Origin of the sequence: Fictibacillus sp. b24, assembly GCF_030348825.1 — a bacterium.
Taxonomy (GTDB): domain Bacteria; phylum Bacillota; class Bacilli; order Bacillales; family Fictibacillaceae; genus Fictibacillus.
This window is the reverse complement of record NZ_JAUCES010000005.1, coordinates 2,991,990-3,009,757: the sequence shown is the minus strand read 5'-3', so window position 1 is coordinate 3,009,757 and position 17,768 is coordinate 2,991,990. Positions and strand designations below refer to the sequence as shown.

Below are 17,768 nucleotides of genomic sequence, written 5' to 3'. Positions count from 1 at the left end.
AAAGAAGCCTAGGCTTCTTTTTTTATTTGCTTATAGAAATAAACCGGCTATGGCAGCGGATAAAATACTTACTAATGTTGCACCGTAGAGAAGTTTTAAACCAAAGCGGGCAACAGTGTTTCCTTGCTCTTCGTGAAGCCCCTTAACTGCTCCAGTGATAATACCGATTGAAGAGAAGTTGGCAAACGATACGAGGAACACGGATACAATACCGATTGTACGGTCGGACATATTCTTTGCATACTTGGCCAAATCCATCATAGCGACAAATTCGTTGGAAACAAGTTTTGTTGCCATGATTGTACCAGCTGAAACGGCTTCTGCCCATGGAATCCCGACAAGGAATGCAACAGGTGCGAACACATATCCAAGCATCGTTTGGAAGGTAATGCCGAACACCATATCAAACACGTCATTGATTAACGCAATCAACGCAACAAATCCTAAAAGCATGGCTCCCACGATAACAGCTACTTTAAATCCATCCATAATGTACTCACCGAGCATCTCAAAAAACGTTTGTTTTTCTTCTTCGATCTCAATGATGTCATCATCAGCAGTTACTTCATACGGATTTATGATGTTTGCGATAATGAATCCACCAAACAAGTTAAGCACCAAGGCCGTTACAACGTACTTTGGATCGATCATCGTCATGTATGCCCCTAAGATTGAGGCCGAAACAGTAGACATAGCTGATGTACAAAGTGTATATAGCCGATGCTTCGGCATATGACCTAACAGTTTTTTTACGGAGATAAATACTTCGGACTGACCAAAAACCGCAGATGCCACGGCATTATAAGATTCTAGTCTTCCTAAACCATTCACTTTACTTAAGGCAAATCCAACCCATTTAATAATAAACGGCAAAATCCTGAAGTGTTGAGCAATACCGATCAAAACTGAAATAAATACGATTGGCAGCAATACGTTTAAAAAGAACGGCATGGCTGCTTCATTTGCAAGTCCACCAAACACGAAATCGATCCCAGCTCCTGCATAGCCTAATAACTTTTCAAACAGTTTAGAAATACCTTTTATAATAACGAGGCCAACACCTGTATTTAATAGAAAGTATGTAAGAATTAACTGCAACCCAAGCATGGTTAAGATGGGTCTGTATTTAATTTTTTTGCGATCATTGCTGACAAGGTAGGCTAACAAGAAAACCGCTGCCACTCCAGCAAGAAAGATGATGTACTTCATTTCCTTTTCCTCCTAAATCTTTTACGAATAGAACTTTTCTATTATTCGTTAATTTAAATTTTTTCGCAACGATAAAATATAACTGCTTTGTTAGTATTAACCAATTTAAAAAATTTGTTCAAAAAAAAGATATATGAATTCTATGTCGAAATTAAATTTGGAAGGAAAAAATGATTCAAGAGGAGCGGATAAGTTGAAGCAAGCTCTAATTGTAATTGATGCGCAAAAGGATTTGATAGACGGTAATGAAAAAGAGAAGGAGGTTTTTAACAAAGGCAGTCTGTTAAGCAACATCAACACAGTGATCGATAAAGCGGAAGAAGCAGATGCTTCTATCATTTTTATCCGAGATCTTGACGTTGCAGAGGGAAATGGAGCTGGATTTGAGGTTCATCCTGATATTGCAGTTCCAGAGCATGCAGAAATTTTTAATAAAAAAGCAACCAGCTCTTTTTATGGAACACCTTTACTAGAATATTTAAATAAGAAGGAAATTCGTCACCTGGTCGTTATGGGATGTAAGACAGAACATTGCATCGATACGGCAGTTAGAATGGCAACGGTCTCAGGTTTTGATGTGACACTAGTTGGAGATGGTCATTCCACCACAGATTCAGAGGTGTTGACTGCTGAACAAATCATAAGCCATCACAATAAAATTCTGCATGGTCACTATAACGTTGACCACTTTTCGGCGGTAAGGAACACTACTGAAGATCTATTTCAGCCTATACACGATCACTATCGTTAAGGGACGTATTATTGAGGAAGCAGCGATAGGGTTTGTATAATGGTCGGTATGATCGTTTTTTTAAAATAAAGGAGGAGTATGAATGAGTACTTTAACAATTCAAAACTTTGAACTTTCACGAGCTTTTTTTCTAAATCACCTGGAAGCTATGAACGCAGAACTTGCAGATGTCCAGCCTGAAGGGTTCAACAACAATATTCGCTGGCATGCAGGTCATGTCCTTACTACCGCTGAGTATTTTATGTTTGATTTTCCGAAAAAATCTTCAAACTTACCAAAACACTATATTGAGTTATTTAACAGAGGAACTAGCCCGGCCGATTGGAAAGGAGAAGTACCAACATTAAAAGAACTTCAACAGCAGCTGTCCGATCAACTAGTAAGAATAAAAGAAATACCAGAAGATAGACTGCAAGAAAAATTGGAGAAAGAAATTTTCAACTTTAAAACCTTTGGTGAACTTGTAAACTTTACAGTATTCCACGAAACGTATCATCTTGGCCAAATGCATGCAATCAAGAGAGTTATAGAGAATCAGTCGGTCAAGCAGGTGTAACTTCACAAAAAAACAGTGAACCCCCCATGTGGAGGTTCACTGTTTTTTACGGTAAATCTTCTATGTACATTTTGCACAGAAATATGCTATTATAGAAAAGACGCACTTCTTAAATAAATTAGGTTATAATAACTCCTAATTATATTATACGATGAAATGGAAGTGTGTGTCAACTATAAATTTTGTAGTAGGGAGAGATCGGATGACTACTTGGAATCGAGAACAACAAAATGAACAAAAACGAGTAGGAAAAGTGATTCATAAACTTTCTGATGCTACGGCCAAACTGGAGAATCATCTTGGTGGAAAGCTAGCTGATGTTGTGCAGATTAGAAAAAACTTTTGGTCAGATGTTACAGTTAACTTAGATGATGTTGACGATGCTATCGAAACAGCAGCAAGCATTAAACAGCAATCAGAACTTTTATCCGAAATCGAACGAAGTCACACATCAGCAAAAGCTCGTCTCAAGACGTATGAAAAACTAAAAAGGTCACCCTATTTTGGACGGATTGATTTTAAAGAAGTGGATGAAGCTGAGACCGAGAACGTATACATCGGGATTGCTTCTTATTATGATGAACTCACAAGCTCTTTTCTTGTTCATGATTGGCGTGCACCGATCTCTAGTTTGTATTATGATCATTCTCTTGGTACCGCGGATTTTCGTGCGCCGAGCGGAATCATCACAGGTGAATTAGAGCTGAAAAGACAGTTTATTATAAAAAACGGTGAAATTAAAGGCATGTTTGACACAGGAGAAGCAATCGGGGACGATCTTCTTCAGCAAGTATTAGGCAATCAAGCGAATACTCAAATGAAAAGCATAGTCGCTACAATTCAGAAAGAACAAAATGCGATAATTCGAAACACATCAAGCGATTTACTTGTCGTGCAAGGAGCGGCCGGCTGCGGTAAAACATCAGCAGCCCTTCAGCGTGTTGCGTACTTATTGTACCGGGACCGTGAAACACTGCAATCTCACCATATTGTTTTATTTTCGCCAAACAACATGTTCAACAGTTATGTAGCGAACGTGCTACCCGAGCTTGGTGAAGAAAACATGGAGCAAACTACTTTCCAGGCTTATATCGACCATCATTTAGCACAAGATTTCTCCGTGGAAACGCCATTTGAACAGATGGAGGATCTGCTTTCAGGAAGTGGTGAGTCGAGTCGCATCAATGGAATAAAGTTTAAAGCTTCTGTTGATTTTTTAGATGAGATTCATCGATATGTAGATAAACTGAGTACATCAGGCATGCAGTTTTTAGATATAAGATTCCGGGATCGTGTTGTTATTCGAGCAAAACAGATCAGTGAATTCTTTTATTCACTAGATCAGCGTGAAACCGTACCTTATCGAATGAAAAAAACGTCTGCTTGGATTTTAGAAGAACTGAAGAAAATTGAGCGTCGAGAACGAAAGAAACCTTGGGTAGAAAAAGAGATTCAGCTTCTCGATAAGAATGTGTATACAAAGCTTTATGAGAAATTACAGGAACGAAATCAATACGGAGCAGATTCGTTCAATGATTTGGAAAGTGAGCAAAAAGTATTATCGGCTTATGTAACGAGGATTGCTTTTAAACCGGTGCGAGAAAAAGTTGAGCAGTTTGCCTTCCTGGACGTTAAGTCACTTTATGCGAAACTGTTTCAAAAAAATAATAAGCTGATAGACAATCTGGATACGTGGATCGACATTTGCAATCAAACGCTGTTTAACTTAAAACAAAATCACCTCGCGAATGAAGATGCCACACCATTTTTATATGTGAAAGAGTTATTGATCGGTTTTCAAAGTAATGCAGCAGTGCGACATGTTTTTATTGATGAGGCACAGGACTTTTCACTATTTCAATTCGCGTTCATTCAGCGGATATTTCCGAGAGCAAATCTAACCGTGCTCGGAGATTTGAACCAGTCCATTTACGCCCATGCATCCGATGAATCGTTCAGCAGGCTGAAGAAATTATTGGATAAGAAAAAGCCTGAAACGATCACGCTCTCTAGAAGTTACCGTTCGACTAAAGAAATCGTAGAGTTTACGAAAAGTCTTTTACATGATGGAAGCACGATTATTCCATTTAATCGTTCTGGAGAGAAACCATCTGTCGTTGCGGTTGAAAGTGATAAAAGTCATGTCGATCAAGTTCAAAAGCTCGTTAGTCGCTGGTTAAATGAAGGACATGAAACGGTTGCTGTAATCTGTCGTTCTGCTAAAGAAAGTAAAAAAGTGTACGAATCGCTAAAGGGAACAATGGATGTAAGGCTTATGATCGACGAAGATGCTGCTTTCCAAAGAGGAGTAATCGTTATACCTTCATATTTAGCAAAAGGCATCGAGTTTGATGCTGTTGCTATATTTGATGCATCAGGTTATCAAAATGAACGTGAACGAAAACTGTTCTATACGGTGTGTACACGTGCGATGCATGAGCTGACCGTGTTTTATAGCGGAAAGCCATGTCCTTTTATAGAAGAAGCTTCAGAAAGTTTATATGTAACTGTTTAATAAGTATGAGATCCGTTGTTCTTAAGTGAACAGCGGATTTTTTATTGATCGTTAATAAAAACTAAATCTGTTACGACAAAAACATCGCTTGAAAAATGCGAATAAAAACTCATAAGAGACAGGAAAACACGTTCGGAATTTTTGATTTCGCTCAATTAGGGTAACGATAAAAAAAGGAGGGAATTCAATGGCTTTTGACTACGAACTTGATTTTGAGAAAATAGATTTTCGGAAACATCCTGAAAAGTATCGTGTTGGACGCGGGGAACAAGGCGTTCTCTTAGTTGAACCTTATAAAAGTGAGATCCTTCCTCATTGGCGTTTCAAGACACCGGAAGAAGCTGAAAAGTCTTCAAAGAAAATTTATGAACAGTTTCTAGAGTATAAGAAAAACAAAGATTTTGTCGGAGCTGATATGGCGAGGAAGTTCCTGCAGATGGGGTATACACGTGCACGACGTTACACGAACTACAAAGGCGGGAGGAAATACAAAGAAAACGGGGAGGTGAATGAACGAAAAATCGACCCTGTAAAAGCGAAGTCAGCAGCGATTTTTGAAGAGAAGTGGAAGCTGGCTAGAACAGATGAAGAATATTTGAAAATGAAAAAAGCGCATCAAAAAGAATTCGGGTAAGCATCTCATCTATTAAAGGAGATGCTTTTTCTATTCGCCGCCACCTGTATACCGATTGTCTCCCATCTGATAATTCGTGCTATCCCCAGGCTTAGCACCTGAGTAAGTAGAACTGTGCGGATTATTGTTATTTCTTTTCCGACGCCAGTCTATAAAAAGTGCAAAAAGTAACATGCCTCCGATGAAAACCCAAAACCAAGTCATATTGTTAGCCTCCTTCTTTACATAAAAATATGTTTAACATTCACAAGTATTCAAATTAAAAACAGCAAAGACCCTATTCTTTGTCTAGGTACCTTTACTGTCTGTTAGCTCTCTCAATTTCAGTTTCAACTCTTAACACTCTTTTATTCAATGCCTGAGAAGTATCATCAAAGTGATGAATGATCTTATCTGTATAATCTCCCATACTTGTGATGATGTTTTTATTTAATGCTTTAGAAGTATCTTCAAAATGATGGATAATCTTATCGGTATAATCTCCTATACTTGAAATAATGTTAAAATTCATTCTATCAAGTTTGTTCTCAATGCGATCCTGTCCAGTTTTCAGTTCTGGAATGAGTTTGTTTTCAATGCGGTCCTGTCCAGTTTTTAGTTCAGGAATGAGTGTGTTTTCAATGCGATCCTGTCCAGTTTTTAGTTCAGGGATGAGAGTGTTCTCAATGCGGTCCTGTCCAGTTTTCAGTTCAGAAATGAGTGTATTCTCAATGCGGTCCTGTCCGGTTTTCAGTTCAGGTATAAGTGTGTTCTCAATGCGGTCCTGTCCAGTTTTCAGTTCTGGGATGAGTGTGTTCTCGATGCGGTCCTGTCCAGTTTTCAGTTCTGGAATAAGTGTGTTCTCAATGCGGTCCTGTCCAGTTTTCAGTTCAGGGATGAGAGTGTTCTCGATGCGGTCCTGTCCAGTTTTCAGTTCAGGAATGAGTTTGTTCTCGATGCGGTCCTGTCCAGTTTTCAGTTCAGGAATGAGTTTGTTCTCAATGCGATCCTGTCCAGTTTTCAGTTCAGGAATGAGTTTGTTCTCAATGCGATCCTGTCCAGTCTTTAGTTCAGGAATGAGAGTGTTCTCAATGCGGTCCTGTCCAGTTTTTAGTTCAGGAATGAGTGTATTCTCAATGCGGTCCTGTCCAGTCTTTAGTTCAGGAATGAGTGTGTTCTCAATGCGGTCCTGTCCAGTCTTTAGTTCAGGAATGAGTGTGTTCTCAATGCGGTCCTGTCCAGTCTTTAGTTCAGGAATGAGTGTGTTCTCAATGCGGTCCTGTCCAGTCTTTAGTTCAGGAATGAGTGTGTTCTCAATGCGATCTTGTCCAGTTTTCAGTTCTGGAATAAGTTTGTTCTCAATGCGGTCCTGTCCAGTTTTCAGTTCTGGAATAAGTTTGTTCTCGATGCGGTCCTGTCCAATTTTTAGTTCAGGAATGAGTGTATTCTCAATGCGGTCCTGTCCGGTCTTTAGTTCTGGAATGAATGTGTTTTCAATGCGGTCCTGTCCAGTTTTTAAATCGACGATGTCACTTCGCATTTCGGTCATCTCTCCACGAATGCCACTGACTTCATAAAGAATTTTATTTAAAATATCGTCCACTTACAGAACCTCCTTCACAATAATTTTAACCATATTATAACTCTTTAAGCGATAATATTAGAGTTCTAATATGCTGAAAAAATATACCTTGGAAGTAAGGTTTTAATAAAAGATCTTACGGTTTTGAACAAAAATGATTGTGGATTTGTCTTTTAATAGACATACTCATTTATTTTAAACTGTCACCACTTCTTGTCCGGAAACAAACTCCCCAAAAACTAATTTCTCAAGTGGAGCAACATGAACAACAAATTCGTTCAATAGTTCATTTACTTCGGAATCTCGGTCAAAATCCTCCATCGTTATTCGCGCGTGTTCTTCAGATTGAAAGCGAAGCAGACCGATCCAGAGCTCCTCATCTTCCTCGACATGCAGTTTTTCTGAAATGGAGGAAATGCCATAGTTCTTAGGGGAAGTGGATAACTTAAAGATTTGTTCGGTCACTCCGCCATATTCCTGAAACTTTTTATTGGTTTGAGCGGAAATCTCGAGAAACTTTTCCTTCACTTCTGGTTTCAATTTGTAAAAATACACGAGCAAGTGTGCCATCTTTTAACCTCCTACTTTTGTTAGCCATTTGGCTTGAATTTCTTCTACTACCACCTCTGGTCTGTCCCAGTGCAATAAATGGGTCGTATTCGGTAATACCTTTACATGACCATGGGTATTTTGTTTGAACACATTAGAGGTTTGTAGTCTGATTTCAGATAAACGCTCAGGAAGTGTGGCGACTAGCAGCGTGATCCCCTTTGGAAGAAGGTGATATATATCTTCTGTTTCATGCAGATGCATGCCACGAATGATGTGCCGAGCAGTTTCACCTTTTGCATGCCAGCAAACTTTGCCGTCCCGTTCTACACCTAAGTCTTTAACAGCAATTTCTTTTAAAGGGCTCCACGTTAAATAATTTTCTTTTTCTGCTTGATAAAAAGCATCCCAAGAACCAAAAACATATTCATCAAAATCTTTTTCATAATGATCCATTTCTTCTTCTAGTGATGAAGACCAAACGCGTTTTGTTTGATAGCCGCCATCGATTAGGATGGTGTCGATTACTTGATTCGAATACTTGGCCAAGTAATGAAGAGATAAGAAACTTCCCCAAGAATGGGTCAGGAAATAGAAATCGCTTACATTTAGCTGCTGCAGCAAACCATGAAGCCATTCTACAAGTCTAGGCATCTCATATTCTTCAGCAGAATCAAATCTGTCCGATTTTCCGTGTCCAGGAGCATCAAACGCTATCAGTCTGAAATCATTTTTCAAACGTTCAGCTATCTCCAAAAAGCTGAGGCTTGTACTGCCTAGTCCATGTAAGCATATGATTGTTGGTTTATGTTCTTCCCCCCATTCCGTTAGGTGGACTTTTTTATTGTTATATTTAAGAAAGGATCTTTTCAACGATCTTTCAACTCCTCGCAGCATCCTTCTATTATCATATTTCTTCACTAAGTTAAGTTTTGTGTTACTCAATTTTATCATATTATTTTAAAGTCGTTTGAATAGTTTGAAAGAATAGAACTTTTATAACCCATAAAATGGTAAAATAGTTGTGAAAATCATAGTTGAGGGGGATACAGTATGCAGGCAATTCAATATGTAAAAAGAAGTTCGTACCTTCTGCTCGTTGTCATTCCAATTTCATTAATGGGTTATTTTTTTGCAGTTAATCACGAAAACCTGTTCTTTCTTTATGAATGGGCGCTAATGCTCATTATTTTTGGAGCGGGAGTCTTCGCATTAATCGGTGCTCTCAAAACAAAAGGTAAGGAAAAGTGGATTCTATTTTCTATTCTCATGTTTTGCGTTCAGTTTGCTGTATTAGGCTTGTTCTTAGGGCCATTTTCAGTGTACCCAATGTTTTATGTTTATTATGGTGCAGCAGCTATCTCGTTTGGAATAATCATCTACACGATTTTCCGAGTGGACCTATATCGCTTTATTCCAGTTTCATTGCTGATTGTTTCCGTACTTATTACATTTTACATGAATTTTCTTCAAATGCTGTGGGGCAAAGATTTGTCTTAAGAAAGTGGGGAAGTGAATGCAATCTGGATTTATAAGAATGCTTTTGATTATCCTTTTATTAACAGGATGCAACGCGATGGATCGGTCTTCAGCTGTTGAAGTGACTTCTGAAATGAACGAGGCAATTTCAGACTATATTATTCATTATTATGAAAAAGCTTATATGAAAACGGAAGAACAGTTTGAAGTCCACAAAATCTATGGTGCCAAGAAAATAGGGAACGTAACAACCGTCTATTTGTATTCGTTATACAGTGGTTTTAATAAGGAAACAAAAACGGAAGGACAGTCTGGACATTCCGTTCCTGCTGTCATCAAGCTCAAAGATGAGAATGGGAAATATGTCGTTTCCTATTACAAAGAGCCTAGTGATGGAGATGACTTTAAAAACACGCTATACAAGATTTTTCCGCGAAAGTATGCCGCGCAAGCTTTGAATGATACAGGGAATTTGGCAGGTCTCCAAGACGAATTGCAGCAGAAAGCAGAAGCATGGCTAAGTAATTAGCTCTATTTAAGTTCACAAAACGTCCAAAGGAAAAGTGATTAAAATCACATATACCCTTTTGTATTTCTTTTACGATAGAGTTGTAAAAAGAACTCAAGGGGGAATTGACATGTTACAAGCAAGAACGATTGAAATCATTAAGTCAACCGTACCTGTATTGAAAGTACACGGAGAAGCGATCACTTCCCGTTTTTATGAAATGCTATTTCAGAAGCATCCCGAACTGTTAAATATCTTTAACCATGCTAACCAGAAAAAAGGCCTCCAGCAAGCAGCACTGGCGAACACCGTTTATGCAGCTGCAGCTAACATCGATAAGCTTGAAACGATCATTCCAGTCGTTAAGCAGATCGCACACAAGCATAGAAGTTTAGGTGTGAAACCTGAACATTATCCTGTTGTTGGTGAAAACTTATTGCTCGCAATTAAAGACGTTCTTGGTGACGCGGCAACGGACGACATCATTAACGCATGGGCTGAAGCATACGGTGTTATTGCTGATGTCTTTATTGGGGTCGAACGTAACATGTATGAAGAAGCGGGATGGGAAGGTTTCAAACCATTTGAAGTAGTAAGAAAAGTAGAAGAGAGCAGTGTCATTACATCCTTTTATTTAAAACCACAAGATGGAGGGCGACTTAGCGATTTTCAACCTGGCCAGTATCTGAGTGTCAGAATGGATATTCCTGGTGAAAGAAACACACATATTCGCCAGTACAGTCTTTCAGATGCAAAAGGAAAAGAGCACTACCGTATTTCTGTAAAAAAAGAATCAGGTATGCATACAAAGGATGGAATCGTGTCTGTATACCTGCACGAAGGAGTTAAAGAAGGTGACATTCTTTACTTAAGTGCACCAGCAGGTGACTTTTACTTAGATACAAACAGTGAAAAACCTGTGGTACTGATCAGTGGAGGTGTTGGTTTAACACCGATGGTAAGCATGTTGAAAACTTCAGCTGAAAAACAGCCAAAACGTGAAGTTACCTTTATTCATGCAGCTATTAACGGACAAACGCATGCTTTAAAGAAAGAAGTGTTAGAAGCTGCAGCAGATTCTAATAACATCACTATCCATTTCGTGTATGAAAAGCCGCAAGAAGAGGATTTTGGTTATGCGAAAACAGGTTATATCGATCGAGAATGGCTGAAAGAAGTATTGCCGCTTAAAGAAGAAACAGCATACTACTTCTGTGGACCGGTTCCTTTTATGAAAGCCATTAACTCAGCTTTACAAGAGTTGAACGTACCGCAAGAAAATATTCATTTTGAATTCTTTGGACCAGCAAGTGACCTAGAAAAAGAAAGAGTAAAAGCTTAATAAGTTAAAACACCTTCCTCTAATGCGGGAAGGTGTTTTTTAGGCGGGCCACTTACAGTGAAATGTTTGTAACATGGATTTTCGTTTGATAAGAAGCAAGGCTAAAAGGATAGAAAGGCTGAATGAAGTAATCCAGGCACCAAGATAGATTCCGCCAAGTGTAAAGGCTCTCGAGACCTTAACCGAAAAGAATATCCAGCCAACGATGCCAACGGCTCCAACACATAAATTAATCATTAAGCTGACAAAAAAGTGAGGAAGTACCATTCCTGTATGTGTGACGGTAAACTTTGCATATTTATAGCTGATCGGCAATCCTAGCAGAAGGTAAAGTGTGTAAAAAATCACGTTGTAATCTGCTTCACTCAAAAACGCTCACTCCTTCTAGCGGTCTATTCTCTATATTCCTCTATTCCACGTAAAGCAGAAACATTCCTTTGTTTTTTATTAGGCTGTTTTTGCAAACATTGTTGTTCTTGAAAGTGGTAGACTTCCCTTTCAGATGCTCGCTTTTCGGCGGCGTGCGGTGGAAGAGTACATTAAGAGTAGGTGTGCGTTCTACACGAACACCTCCAATGTGATAGGCGCAATTTCCGCGGTAACTCGAGATAATTCCGCGGTAATTAAAAATAATTCCGCGTATAAACCGATTATATCCGCGCATAAAAATTTTTATCCGATTTTCGACATCTCCCCCTAAATGCCCGCAACAAAAAAGACTCGCACAGGCCAACTTTCACCTTCACGAGTCTTATTAAATGCTTAACCGTCAGTCCCCGTTTTCATTATTCTTTCAAACTGCTCTTGAGATAATTTTTTCATCTGTACAGGAGTTTTACCTTTACGAACACGACGGCTTTTCTTCTTATAAGCACCTTGTTCAAGGTATTGGCGTTTCATCGCTTCTACCATGAAGTTCAGTGCAAGGATCGTTACGGCAAATCCTGCAAGTGGAGCGAAAACAATCCAACGGTCACCACGGATCTGATAGTAGTTTGCACCGATCATGCTCGACCACTCGTTGATCATCGCTACAGGTACAGTATTGTTTTCTAACGGATCAAGTGTAATAAAGTCCGTTCCACCAATAAACACTTGTAAAATTCCAAGATGCGCGGCCAGTAAAAGAGTAGCAATCAGCTGCTGACTATACAAAATTCCTAAACGCGGCCGTAAGTAAGGCAAAACGTGTTTACGAAGTGTGTGGAACCTGCCTCCTCCCAGTACTTTTACTGACGAGATAAACTCATTTTCTAAAAACTTGGAAGTCTCGCTCGCCACTGTAACCATAACGGGTGGAATCGCGATAATTACCAATAGGATGATAGCAAATATCGTCTGTGCTTCTCGTGTTACTGCCCATGTGAAAATCTGAAGTACAGGAAACAGAAGCAAATAGGCAATAATAGTTGCAGGCGCATAATAAAACGATTCAAAGAGTTTACTCATAGATTTTAGAATGAACTTCGGCATCTGGCTAATTAACAGGCCTAAGATCGTTCCGAAGAATAATCTAGCAAATGCAATGAAAAATGCAATGCCGAGCGTGTATTTAGCGCCATCCAGCACTTTATGCAAAATACTAACGCCGAAACGATCCGTTCCAAATGGCATATCTTTATGAGGTGCAATTGGTGCTCCATCGATGATATTTCTATTTTCATCGTACCGAATCTGCATTACGGGCTGCTTATCATTTGGAACGTAATGAGAGTAAATGATGCTTCCCAAAAAGAGCGAAACAATAACCAAAAAACCAGTCAAAAAGAGTGGGCTTTTCCAAACGGACATCTTAAGCCGCCTCCTCTTCTGTACGTCCTAATTTAAGTTCAAGAACAAAAGAGGTGACTGTAAATAATAAATAGAATGGCACAAACATTAACAAAATACTTACCGTGATGACCTCAGGCGTTGTTGGTCCATTGTCAAGCATGAAATCTGTAATGCCTGGTACCGCCATAATTGTTTCAACCATAAAGAGGGTAGAAATAAGAAGCCAATATACAGTCTTAGAATAATAGAAAAGACTGAGAAGTGAGTTTCTAAGCATGTGAATATAAAGAACAAGAGCATATCTTAGCCCCTTTGCACGTGCAAACTCAACATATGTTTTTGAATCCTCATCATCTAGCAAAAATAAAAGTGTTCTTGTTAAGAACAAAGTTGGAATTATGGCCAAACAAAAAATGGGAATGAAATAACTGGGATTTTGGTTGCTGTGAACGATCGGAAATAAGAGATGCCCCGTATTTCGTAAATATAAAATCATACCGTATTGAATCATCACGACAAGAAAGATGTCTGGCAGTGATTCTAATGAAAAGAAGAGAAAACGAAATGCTTTTTGTATTTTATTAGGTAGTATTTTTACAATTAATGCAAAAATTAAGGAGGATGCTATAGCTAGCAAAAATGCCCCGATTACTAGCCTAAAAGAATAATAGAAAGGAGTTAGTATGGTAGGAAACAGAAGTTTGACCTGCTGATACTCATAATACTCCACATTTGAGAATGTGATTAATCTCATCATTAACGAACCGATATTGTCTAGATAAGGACCGAAAAACAGCCCAAGATCTTGATTTAAAAATAAAGCATTTTGTATTGCACCAGATTCAAGTAAACGTGCAACTGCCTCAATACCTTTAACGTTGCTGAAAAAAAGATAGGGCAGTGCCCCGATAAAAAACACACCAACAATAGGCAGCAAGAAATAAACCGTCCGCCGAACAGCAAGAAGTAACATGAAATTTTTCCCCCTATAACTCTTAATCTCTCTTTTTTTATCTAATAAAGTTAAATACATTCGCCTTAAACCATAATTTCCCTTTTTTTATAAAAAAAAATACGTTCCCGACAGGAAACGTTTTACTTTAATATGCTTAAATAAGCTTTCCACGGACCAACATCATCTTGATATCGTTTAGCGAACACTCTCGTAATCTGGTTCAAGTGAGTCAAATCATGCACAACCCATGTTGAAAGCAGCTGTTTTAATGTAACAGACCCAAACTCAGGGTGAAGTCCCGTTTTTTCAAAATCAGAGTTACTTGTAAGAATAGTGTTTAATTGTAGTAGACTCTCCTGTCGGCACTGCTTAAACTCTAATAAAAGTTTATCCAACTTCATGTCCATTCCTAAGTGGGAAAACCGGTTAAAAGGAGGGAGGGCTTGAATTTCATTACTTGAAAGAATGGTAGATACACGAGGAATCCAATTATTCTTCTCGCATTCAATCAGATGAGCAACCACTTCAAGTGAATTCCACGACTCATCGCCTTCGTTGCCAGTTAACCAGTCATGTGACAAACCAGATAACAAGTGTGTCAAAATCTCTGGTGTGCGTTCCAAAATTTCGAGAGCTTCTTTACGTTGAAAGTTCATCTAATGCACCTCATTCTTCCATATGTATGAATCTATTAAAAATTATTTATACTTTGTATAGCACTTTTAACGCTGTCCATGGACTTAAAGATATCATTGTCTACCTCAAGTGCATGATTAACACCTGTAGGGATAACATACTCCACATTTTTGTTTCTCATTAACTGCTCTATTTTCTCTGAATCGTAGAATGGATCTTTGTCTCCAATGATACAAAGTCCTTTTTGACTGCTAGTCATCATGGCATGCATAACTGTTTCGTCTTTTAAATTTGGTGTTAACCACACAGTCTTCGCGTTTTGAAGCTGCTCAAACTCTAAAGCAGTTGACATGGCTAGCGTACCAAATGATTTTCCTAACAAGTAATAAGAGCTGTAGTCCATAGAAGTTAAAACGTCATTTAAAATAGATGTTACATCTTGTAGTAAGGCAGTCTTAAGTTCATCGATAGTGAATGCATCATATTCCTCGGTATAATATAGATAATTAATGTGCAAAACATCATATCCTCTATTTAAAAAGGATCCTGATGAAAAGTGAAGTAGCGGGTTTCTCATTGTATAACCAATGCCGGGCAGGAAGATGGCCAATCCTTTTGGTGATTCTGCTTTGCTTTGTATTAGATAAGGTACTTTCATATTTTTGTACCCTAAGACGTGTCCAGATTTTACTTGCATAGGAATAGCCTCCAATTTTTATCCTTTTAATAATTCTTCTATAAAAACGATTCTTATCCTTTATTTTCCTAAAACTACACTTCAGCTTCCTGTTATTATCATTTTTCTCGTACCTTTATACTGTTATCTATGAAAACGCATACAACTTATGGCCGAAAATGATGAAAAACCTTATTTCATTATGGTAAAAGTGATAAAATGTTAGTGAAACGTTTCGAAAGAATATTTCATTAAAAACAGAGAGGAGCAGCACCCCATGAAAGCAGCCAAGATTATAAGCTTTTTGCTAATGTTTAGTCTCTTTGCAAACTTGTGGGTAACACCTACTGCATCAGCAACTGATTTAGGCAAAGACATAGCTTTTAACGCAGAATTGAAAGCGATTGCAGCAAAAACATATACGTTTTATCAAGATCATACAGATCCAAAAACTGGAATGACATATGATGAAACGAGATATACAGCAGAGGGTAAGAAAGACGCAACTCACACATCTCCAACGAACATCGGGATGTATATGATGAGTACAGTATCTGCTCAACAGTTAGGAATCATCACGAAAAATGAAGCGGTTAAACGCATCCAAGTCACACTAAATACAGTAGAAAAGCTGGAAAAATGGAACGGTCTTTTTTATAACTGGTACAACACGAACGACGGCTCAATTAAGAAAGACTGGGGGCAATTTATCTCTCAAGTTGATAACGGATGGCTGTCTGCAGGCTTGATCGTAGTTGGACAAGCTTATGATGAGTTGAATCCTCAAACAAGTAAGTTGGTAGAAAACATGAACTACACGACATTATATGATCCTGAAGTCGGTCAATTCCGCGGAGGATATGATGTTGCTCAAGGCAAATTAACCGATCATCATTACGGATTGTTTAATACAGAACCTCGTGTAGCGAGTTACATCTCGATTGGAAAAGGTGATGTACCGAGCGATCACTGGTGGAAGATGTACCGAACAATGCCAAAAGAGTGGGACTGGCAAGGTCAAATTCCGCAAGGTGAAACACATGAATATGATGGAGTGTCCGTTTTTGAAGGTCACTATGAATACAATGGCGTAAAGTTTGTTCCAAGCTGGGGCGGCAGCATGTTTGAAAGCCTTATGCCAGGAATTGTTCTAAAAGAGAAAGATCTAGGCAAGAACGCGCTTGGGCTTAACAATAAACGCCACGTTGAATTACAGCAAGCATTTGCAAGAGAAAAAGGATACCCAGCGTGGGGCTTCTCACCTGCGGCTACTCCTGATGGTTACAGCGAATTTGCAGCAACACCGCTAGGAACGTCTGGATACAAAGATGGTGCAACCGTTACTGCGCATGCCTCATTCCTAGCATTAGATTACGATCCTGAAGCAGTTCGAACAAACATTAAAGCATTAAAAGAGCTAAACACGTACAGCAAGTATGGATTCTATGATTCTGTTAACGTCGAGACTGGCGAGATCGCTAAAGCGTACCTAGCACTCGATCAGGGAATGATCATGGTTTCCATCGCCAACTATTTAAAAGATGGCGTGATTCGAGACTACTTCCACCAAGACCCAATCGGTAAAAAACCTGAAGAATTGCTTGAAAAAGAAGTGTTTTCCATTCAATAAAGTATTTCAGCACCCAAAATCCTTGTGGATGAGGGTGTTTTTTTATGTGTCAAAGTGCTGTCTATCATACTAGGCATCTATGGGTGAACGGCTAACAATTTACAAAAAGGGTTCACTCTCGTTATGTCGAACTAACAACTGTAAGATTTTACATAATATGAGGAAGTGGTTTCAAAATGTGTACAAGCTTTGTTTTACACAGGAAAAAAACATACATCGGAATGAACTTTGATATATCAACACGCCCCATTAAGATGTCGTTAGCAGGTGAGGGTCAGCTTATCATCTCACAAAAGGAAAATGGACGGTTTTTGCCTGCTTTCGGTCTAAACAAAAAGGGTACGTTTATGAATCTGCAAATGGTAGACCCAAATGAGGAGGGCAGATATAGAAGAGGGAAGAAATGTGTACATATAATGAGGCTATTTGAGGAAGTGCTATCAGGAAAAGTAGATGCCTCAGCACTTCCAGCTTATCTTCGGGAAAAAGAGATTGTCAATGTACCAGACTATAGCGTTCATAGTTTAATAGCTGCTCCGAATCAGATGTCTTATATTGTTGAGCCCGGCAGACAATTTTTAGACTCAAATGATGCAAAAACTGATTGTATGGTCCTCACTAACTTTTCAGTGATAGATCATTTGGATCAAAATCTCGAAACATTGGATGGGCCAGGAAGTGAGCGTTATAAAAAGATTTATTCAGAAATTCAGAACAGTGACGCTGAATTTTCAGCAGAAGAAGGATTAAACATACTTAGAAAAACAGCTCAAAAGGAAGGGAATTACCCTACTCAGCTCTCTCTTATTTTTTGTTCGGAAGAAAATACTGTTTATTTTACAATCAAAAGAGATTTTAATAAAAAATTCCAATTTTCATTTTTAGAAAATAAAATAAAATTGATGTTAGGTTTTGAGAAAGAAAGTGAAATTCTGTTAACTAAAAAGGGCATATTATTGTCCGAACTGGAGCAGTTTTAAATCCCCAAAAAAGG

19 protein-coding genes are annotated in these 17,768 nt (G+C 38.6%); 9 read left to right on the top strand and 10 right to left on the bottom strand.

Annotation, left to right across the window (positions count from 1 at the left end; genetic code table 11):
• Positions 1–30: 30 nt before the first annotated feature.
• A complete protein-coding gene (locus tag QUF49_RS15685; protein WP_289496589.1) occupies positions 31–1,209 on the bottom strand; it encodes a NupC/NupG family nucleoside CNT transporter in 1,179 nt (392 codons plus the stop codon).
• Between the two features lie 193 nt (positions 1,210–1,402).
• Between QUF49_RS15685 and QUF49_RS15680 the strand changes: the two genes are divergently transcribed.
• The 4 genes from QUF49_RS15680 to QUF49_RS15665 all read left to right on the top strand — a co-directional run bounded on the left by QUF49_RS15680 (position 1,403) and on the right by QUF49_RS15665 (position 5,665).
• The gene (locus tag QUF49_RS15680; RefSeq protein WP_289496588.1) at positions 1,403–1,960 is read left to right on the top strand and encodes a cysteine hydrolase family protein; all 558 of its coding nucleotides are present in this window, start codon (positions 1,403–1,405) and stop codon (positions 1,958–1,960) included.
• Positions 1,961–2,042: 82 nt separating this feature from the next.
• A complete protein-coding gene (locus QUF49_RS15675) occupies positions 2,043–2,516 on the top strand; it encodes a DinB family protein (protein WP_289496587.1) in 474 nt (157 codons plus the stop codon).
• A 202-nt stretch (positions 2,517–2,718) separates the two neighbouring features.
• A complete protein-coding gene (gene helD, locus QUF49_RS15670; protein ID WP_289496586.1) occupies positions 2,719–5,031 on the top strand; it encodes an RNA polymerase recycling motor HelD in 2,313 nt (770 codons plus the stop codon).
• Positions 5,032–5,218: 187 nt separating this feature from the next.
• Positions 5,219–5,665: a DUF4385 domain-containing protein gene (locus QUF49_RS15665; RefSeq protein ID WP_289496585.1), complete on the top strand. Its 447-nt coding sequence runs from the start codon at positions 5,219–5,221 to the stop codon at positions 5,663–5,665.
• Between the two features lie 30 nt (positions 5,666–5,695).
• On the opposite strand, the gene QUF49_RS15660 is transcribed toward QUF49_RS15665, so the two are convergent.
• From QUF49_RS15660 to QUF49_RS15645, 4 genes are all read right to left on the bottom strand, one after another.
• Entirely contained in the window at positions 5,696–5,869 is a 174-nt protein-coding gene (locus QUF49_RS15660; protein ID WP_289496584.1) for a hypothetical protein, read from the bottom strand.
• 94 nt (positions 5,870–5,963) lie between these two features.
• Positions 5,964–7,247, bottom strand: a complete 1,284-nt coding sequence (locus QUF49_RS15655; protein WP_289496583.1) for a hypothetical protein — start codon at positions 7,245–7,247, stop codon at positions 5,964–5,966.
• Between the two features lie 174 nt (positions 7,248–7,421).
• On the bottom strand, positions 7,422–7,796 hold the full coding sequence (locus tag QUF49_RS15650; RefSeq protein ID WP_289496582.1) for a hypothetical protein: 375 nt from the start codon (positions 7,794–7,796) through the stop codon (positions 7,422–7,424).
• A 3-nt stretch (positions 7,797–7,799) separates the two neighbouring features.
• Complete coding sequence (locus QUF49_RS15645; RefSeq protein ID WP_289496581.1) at positions 7,800–8,648, bottom strand: alpha/beta fold hydrolase; 849 nt, start codon at positions 8,646–8,648, stop codon at positions 7,800–7,802.
• 180 nt (positions 8,649–8,828) lie between these two features.
• Between QUF49_RS15645 and QUF49_RS15640 the strand changes: the two genes are divergently transcribed.
• The 3 genes from QUF49_RS15640 to hmpA all read left to right on the top strand — a co-directional run bounded on the left by QUF49_RS15640 (position 8,829) and on the right by hmpA (position 11,104).
• On the top strand, positions 8,829–9,275 hold the full coding sequence (locus QUF49_RS15640) for a hypothetical protein (RefSeq protein ID WP_289496580.1): 447 nt from the start codon (positions 8,829–8,831) through the stop codon (positions 9,273–9,275).
• A gap of 37 nt (positions 9,276–9,312) precedes the next feature.
• Positions 9,313–9,783, top strand: coding sequence for a hypothetical protein (locus tag QUF49_RS15635; protein WP_289496578.1), 471 nt, complete (start codon positions 9,313–9,315; stop codon positions 9,781–9,783).
• Between the two features lie 109 nt (positions 9,784–9,892).
• Positions 9,893–11,104, top strand: coding sequence for an NO-inducible flavohemoprotein (gene hmpA / locus QUF49_RS15630; protein ID WP_289496577.1), 1,212 nt, complete (start codon positions 9,893–9,895; stop codon positions 11,102–11,104).
• Between the two features lie 39 nt (positions 11,105–11,143).
• On the opposite strand, the gene QUF49_RS15625 is transcribed toward hmpA, so the two are convergent.
• The 5 genes from QUF49_RS15625 to QUF49_RS15605 all read right to left on the bottom strand — a co-directional run bounded on the left by QUF49_RS15625 (position 11,144) and on the right by QUF49_RS15605 (position 15,165).
• Complete coding sequence (locus QUF49_RS15625; RefSeq protein WP_289496576.1) at positions 11,144–11,473, bottom strand: hypothetical protein; 330 nt, start codon at positions 11,471–11,473, stop codon at positions 11,144–11,146.
• 393 nt (positions 11,474–11,866) lie between these two features.
• Positions 11,867–12,895: an ABC transporter permease subunit gene (locus QUF49_RS15620; protein WP_289496575.1), complete on the bottom strand. Its 1,029-nt coding sequence runs from the start codon at positions 12,893–12,895 to the stop codon at positions 11,867–11,869.
• A 1-nt stretch (position 12,896) separates the two neighbouring features.
• Positions 12,897–13,850, bottom strand: coding sequence for a hypothetical protein (locus tag QUF49_RS15615; RefSeq protein ID WP_289496574.1), 954 nt, complete (start codon positions 13,848–13,850; stop codon positions 12,897–12,899).
• A 122-nt stretch (positions 13,851–13,972) separates the two neighbouring features.
• Entirely contained in the window at positions 13,973–14,488 is a 516-nt protein-coding gene (locus tag QUF49_RS15610; RefSeq protein ID WP_289496573.1) for a DinB family protein, read from the bottom strand.
• A 35-nt stretch (positions 14,489–14,523) separates the two neighbouring features.
• Complete coding sequence (locus QUF49_RS15605) at positions 14,524–15,165, bottom strand: alpha/beta family hydrolase (RefSeq protein ID WP_289496572.1); 642 nt, start codon at positions 15,163–15,165, stop codon at positions 14,524–14,526.
• Between the two features lie 256 nt (positions 15,166–15,421).
• Between QUF49_RS15605 and QUF49_RS15600 the strand changes: the two genes are divergently transcribed.
• Together QUF49_RS15600 and QUF49_RS15595 are read left to right on the top strand one after the other, a co-directional pair.
• The gene (locus QUF49_RS15600; RefSeq protein WP_289496571.1) at positions 15,422–16,774 is read left to right on the top strand and encodes a glucoamylase family protein; all 1,353 of its coding nucleotides are present in this window, start codon (positions 15,422–15,424) and stop codon (positions 16,772–16,774) included.
• Between the two features lie 347 nt (positions 16,775–17,121).
• Positions 17,122–17,754 (top strand): hypothetical protein, encoded by a 633-nt coding sequence (locus QUF49_RS15595; protein ID WP_289496570.1) that lies wholly within the window; start codon positions 17,122–17,124, stop codon positions 17,752–17,754.
• The last annotated feature ends 14 nt before the right edge of the window (positions 17,755–17,768 follow it).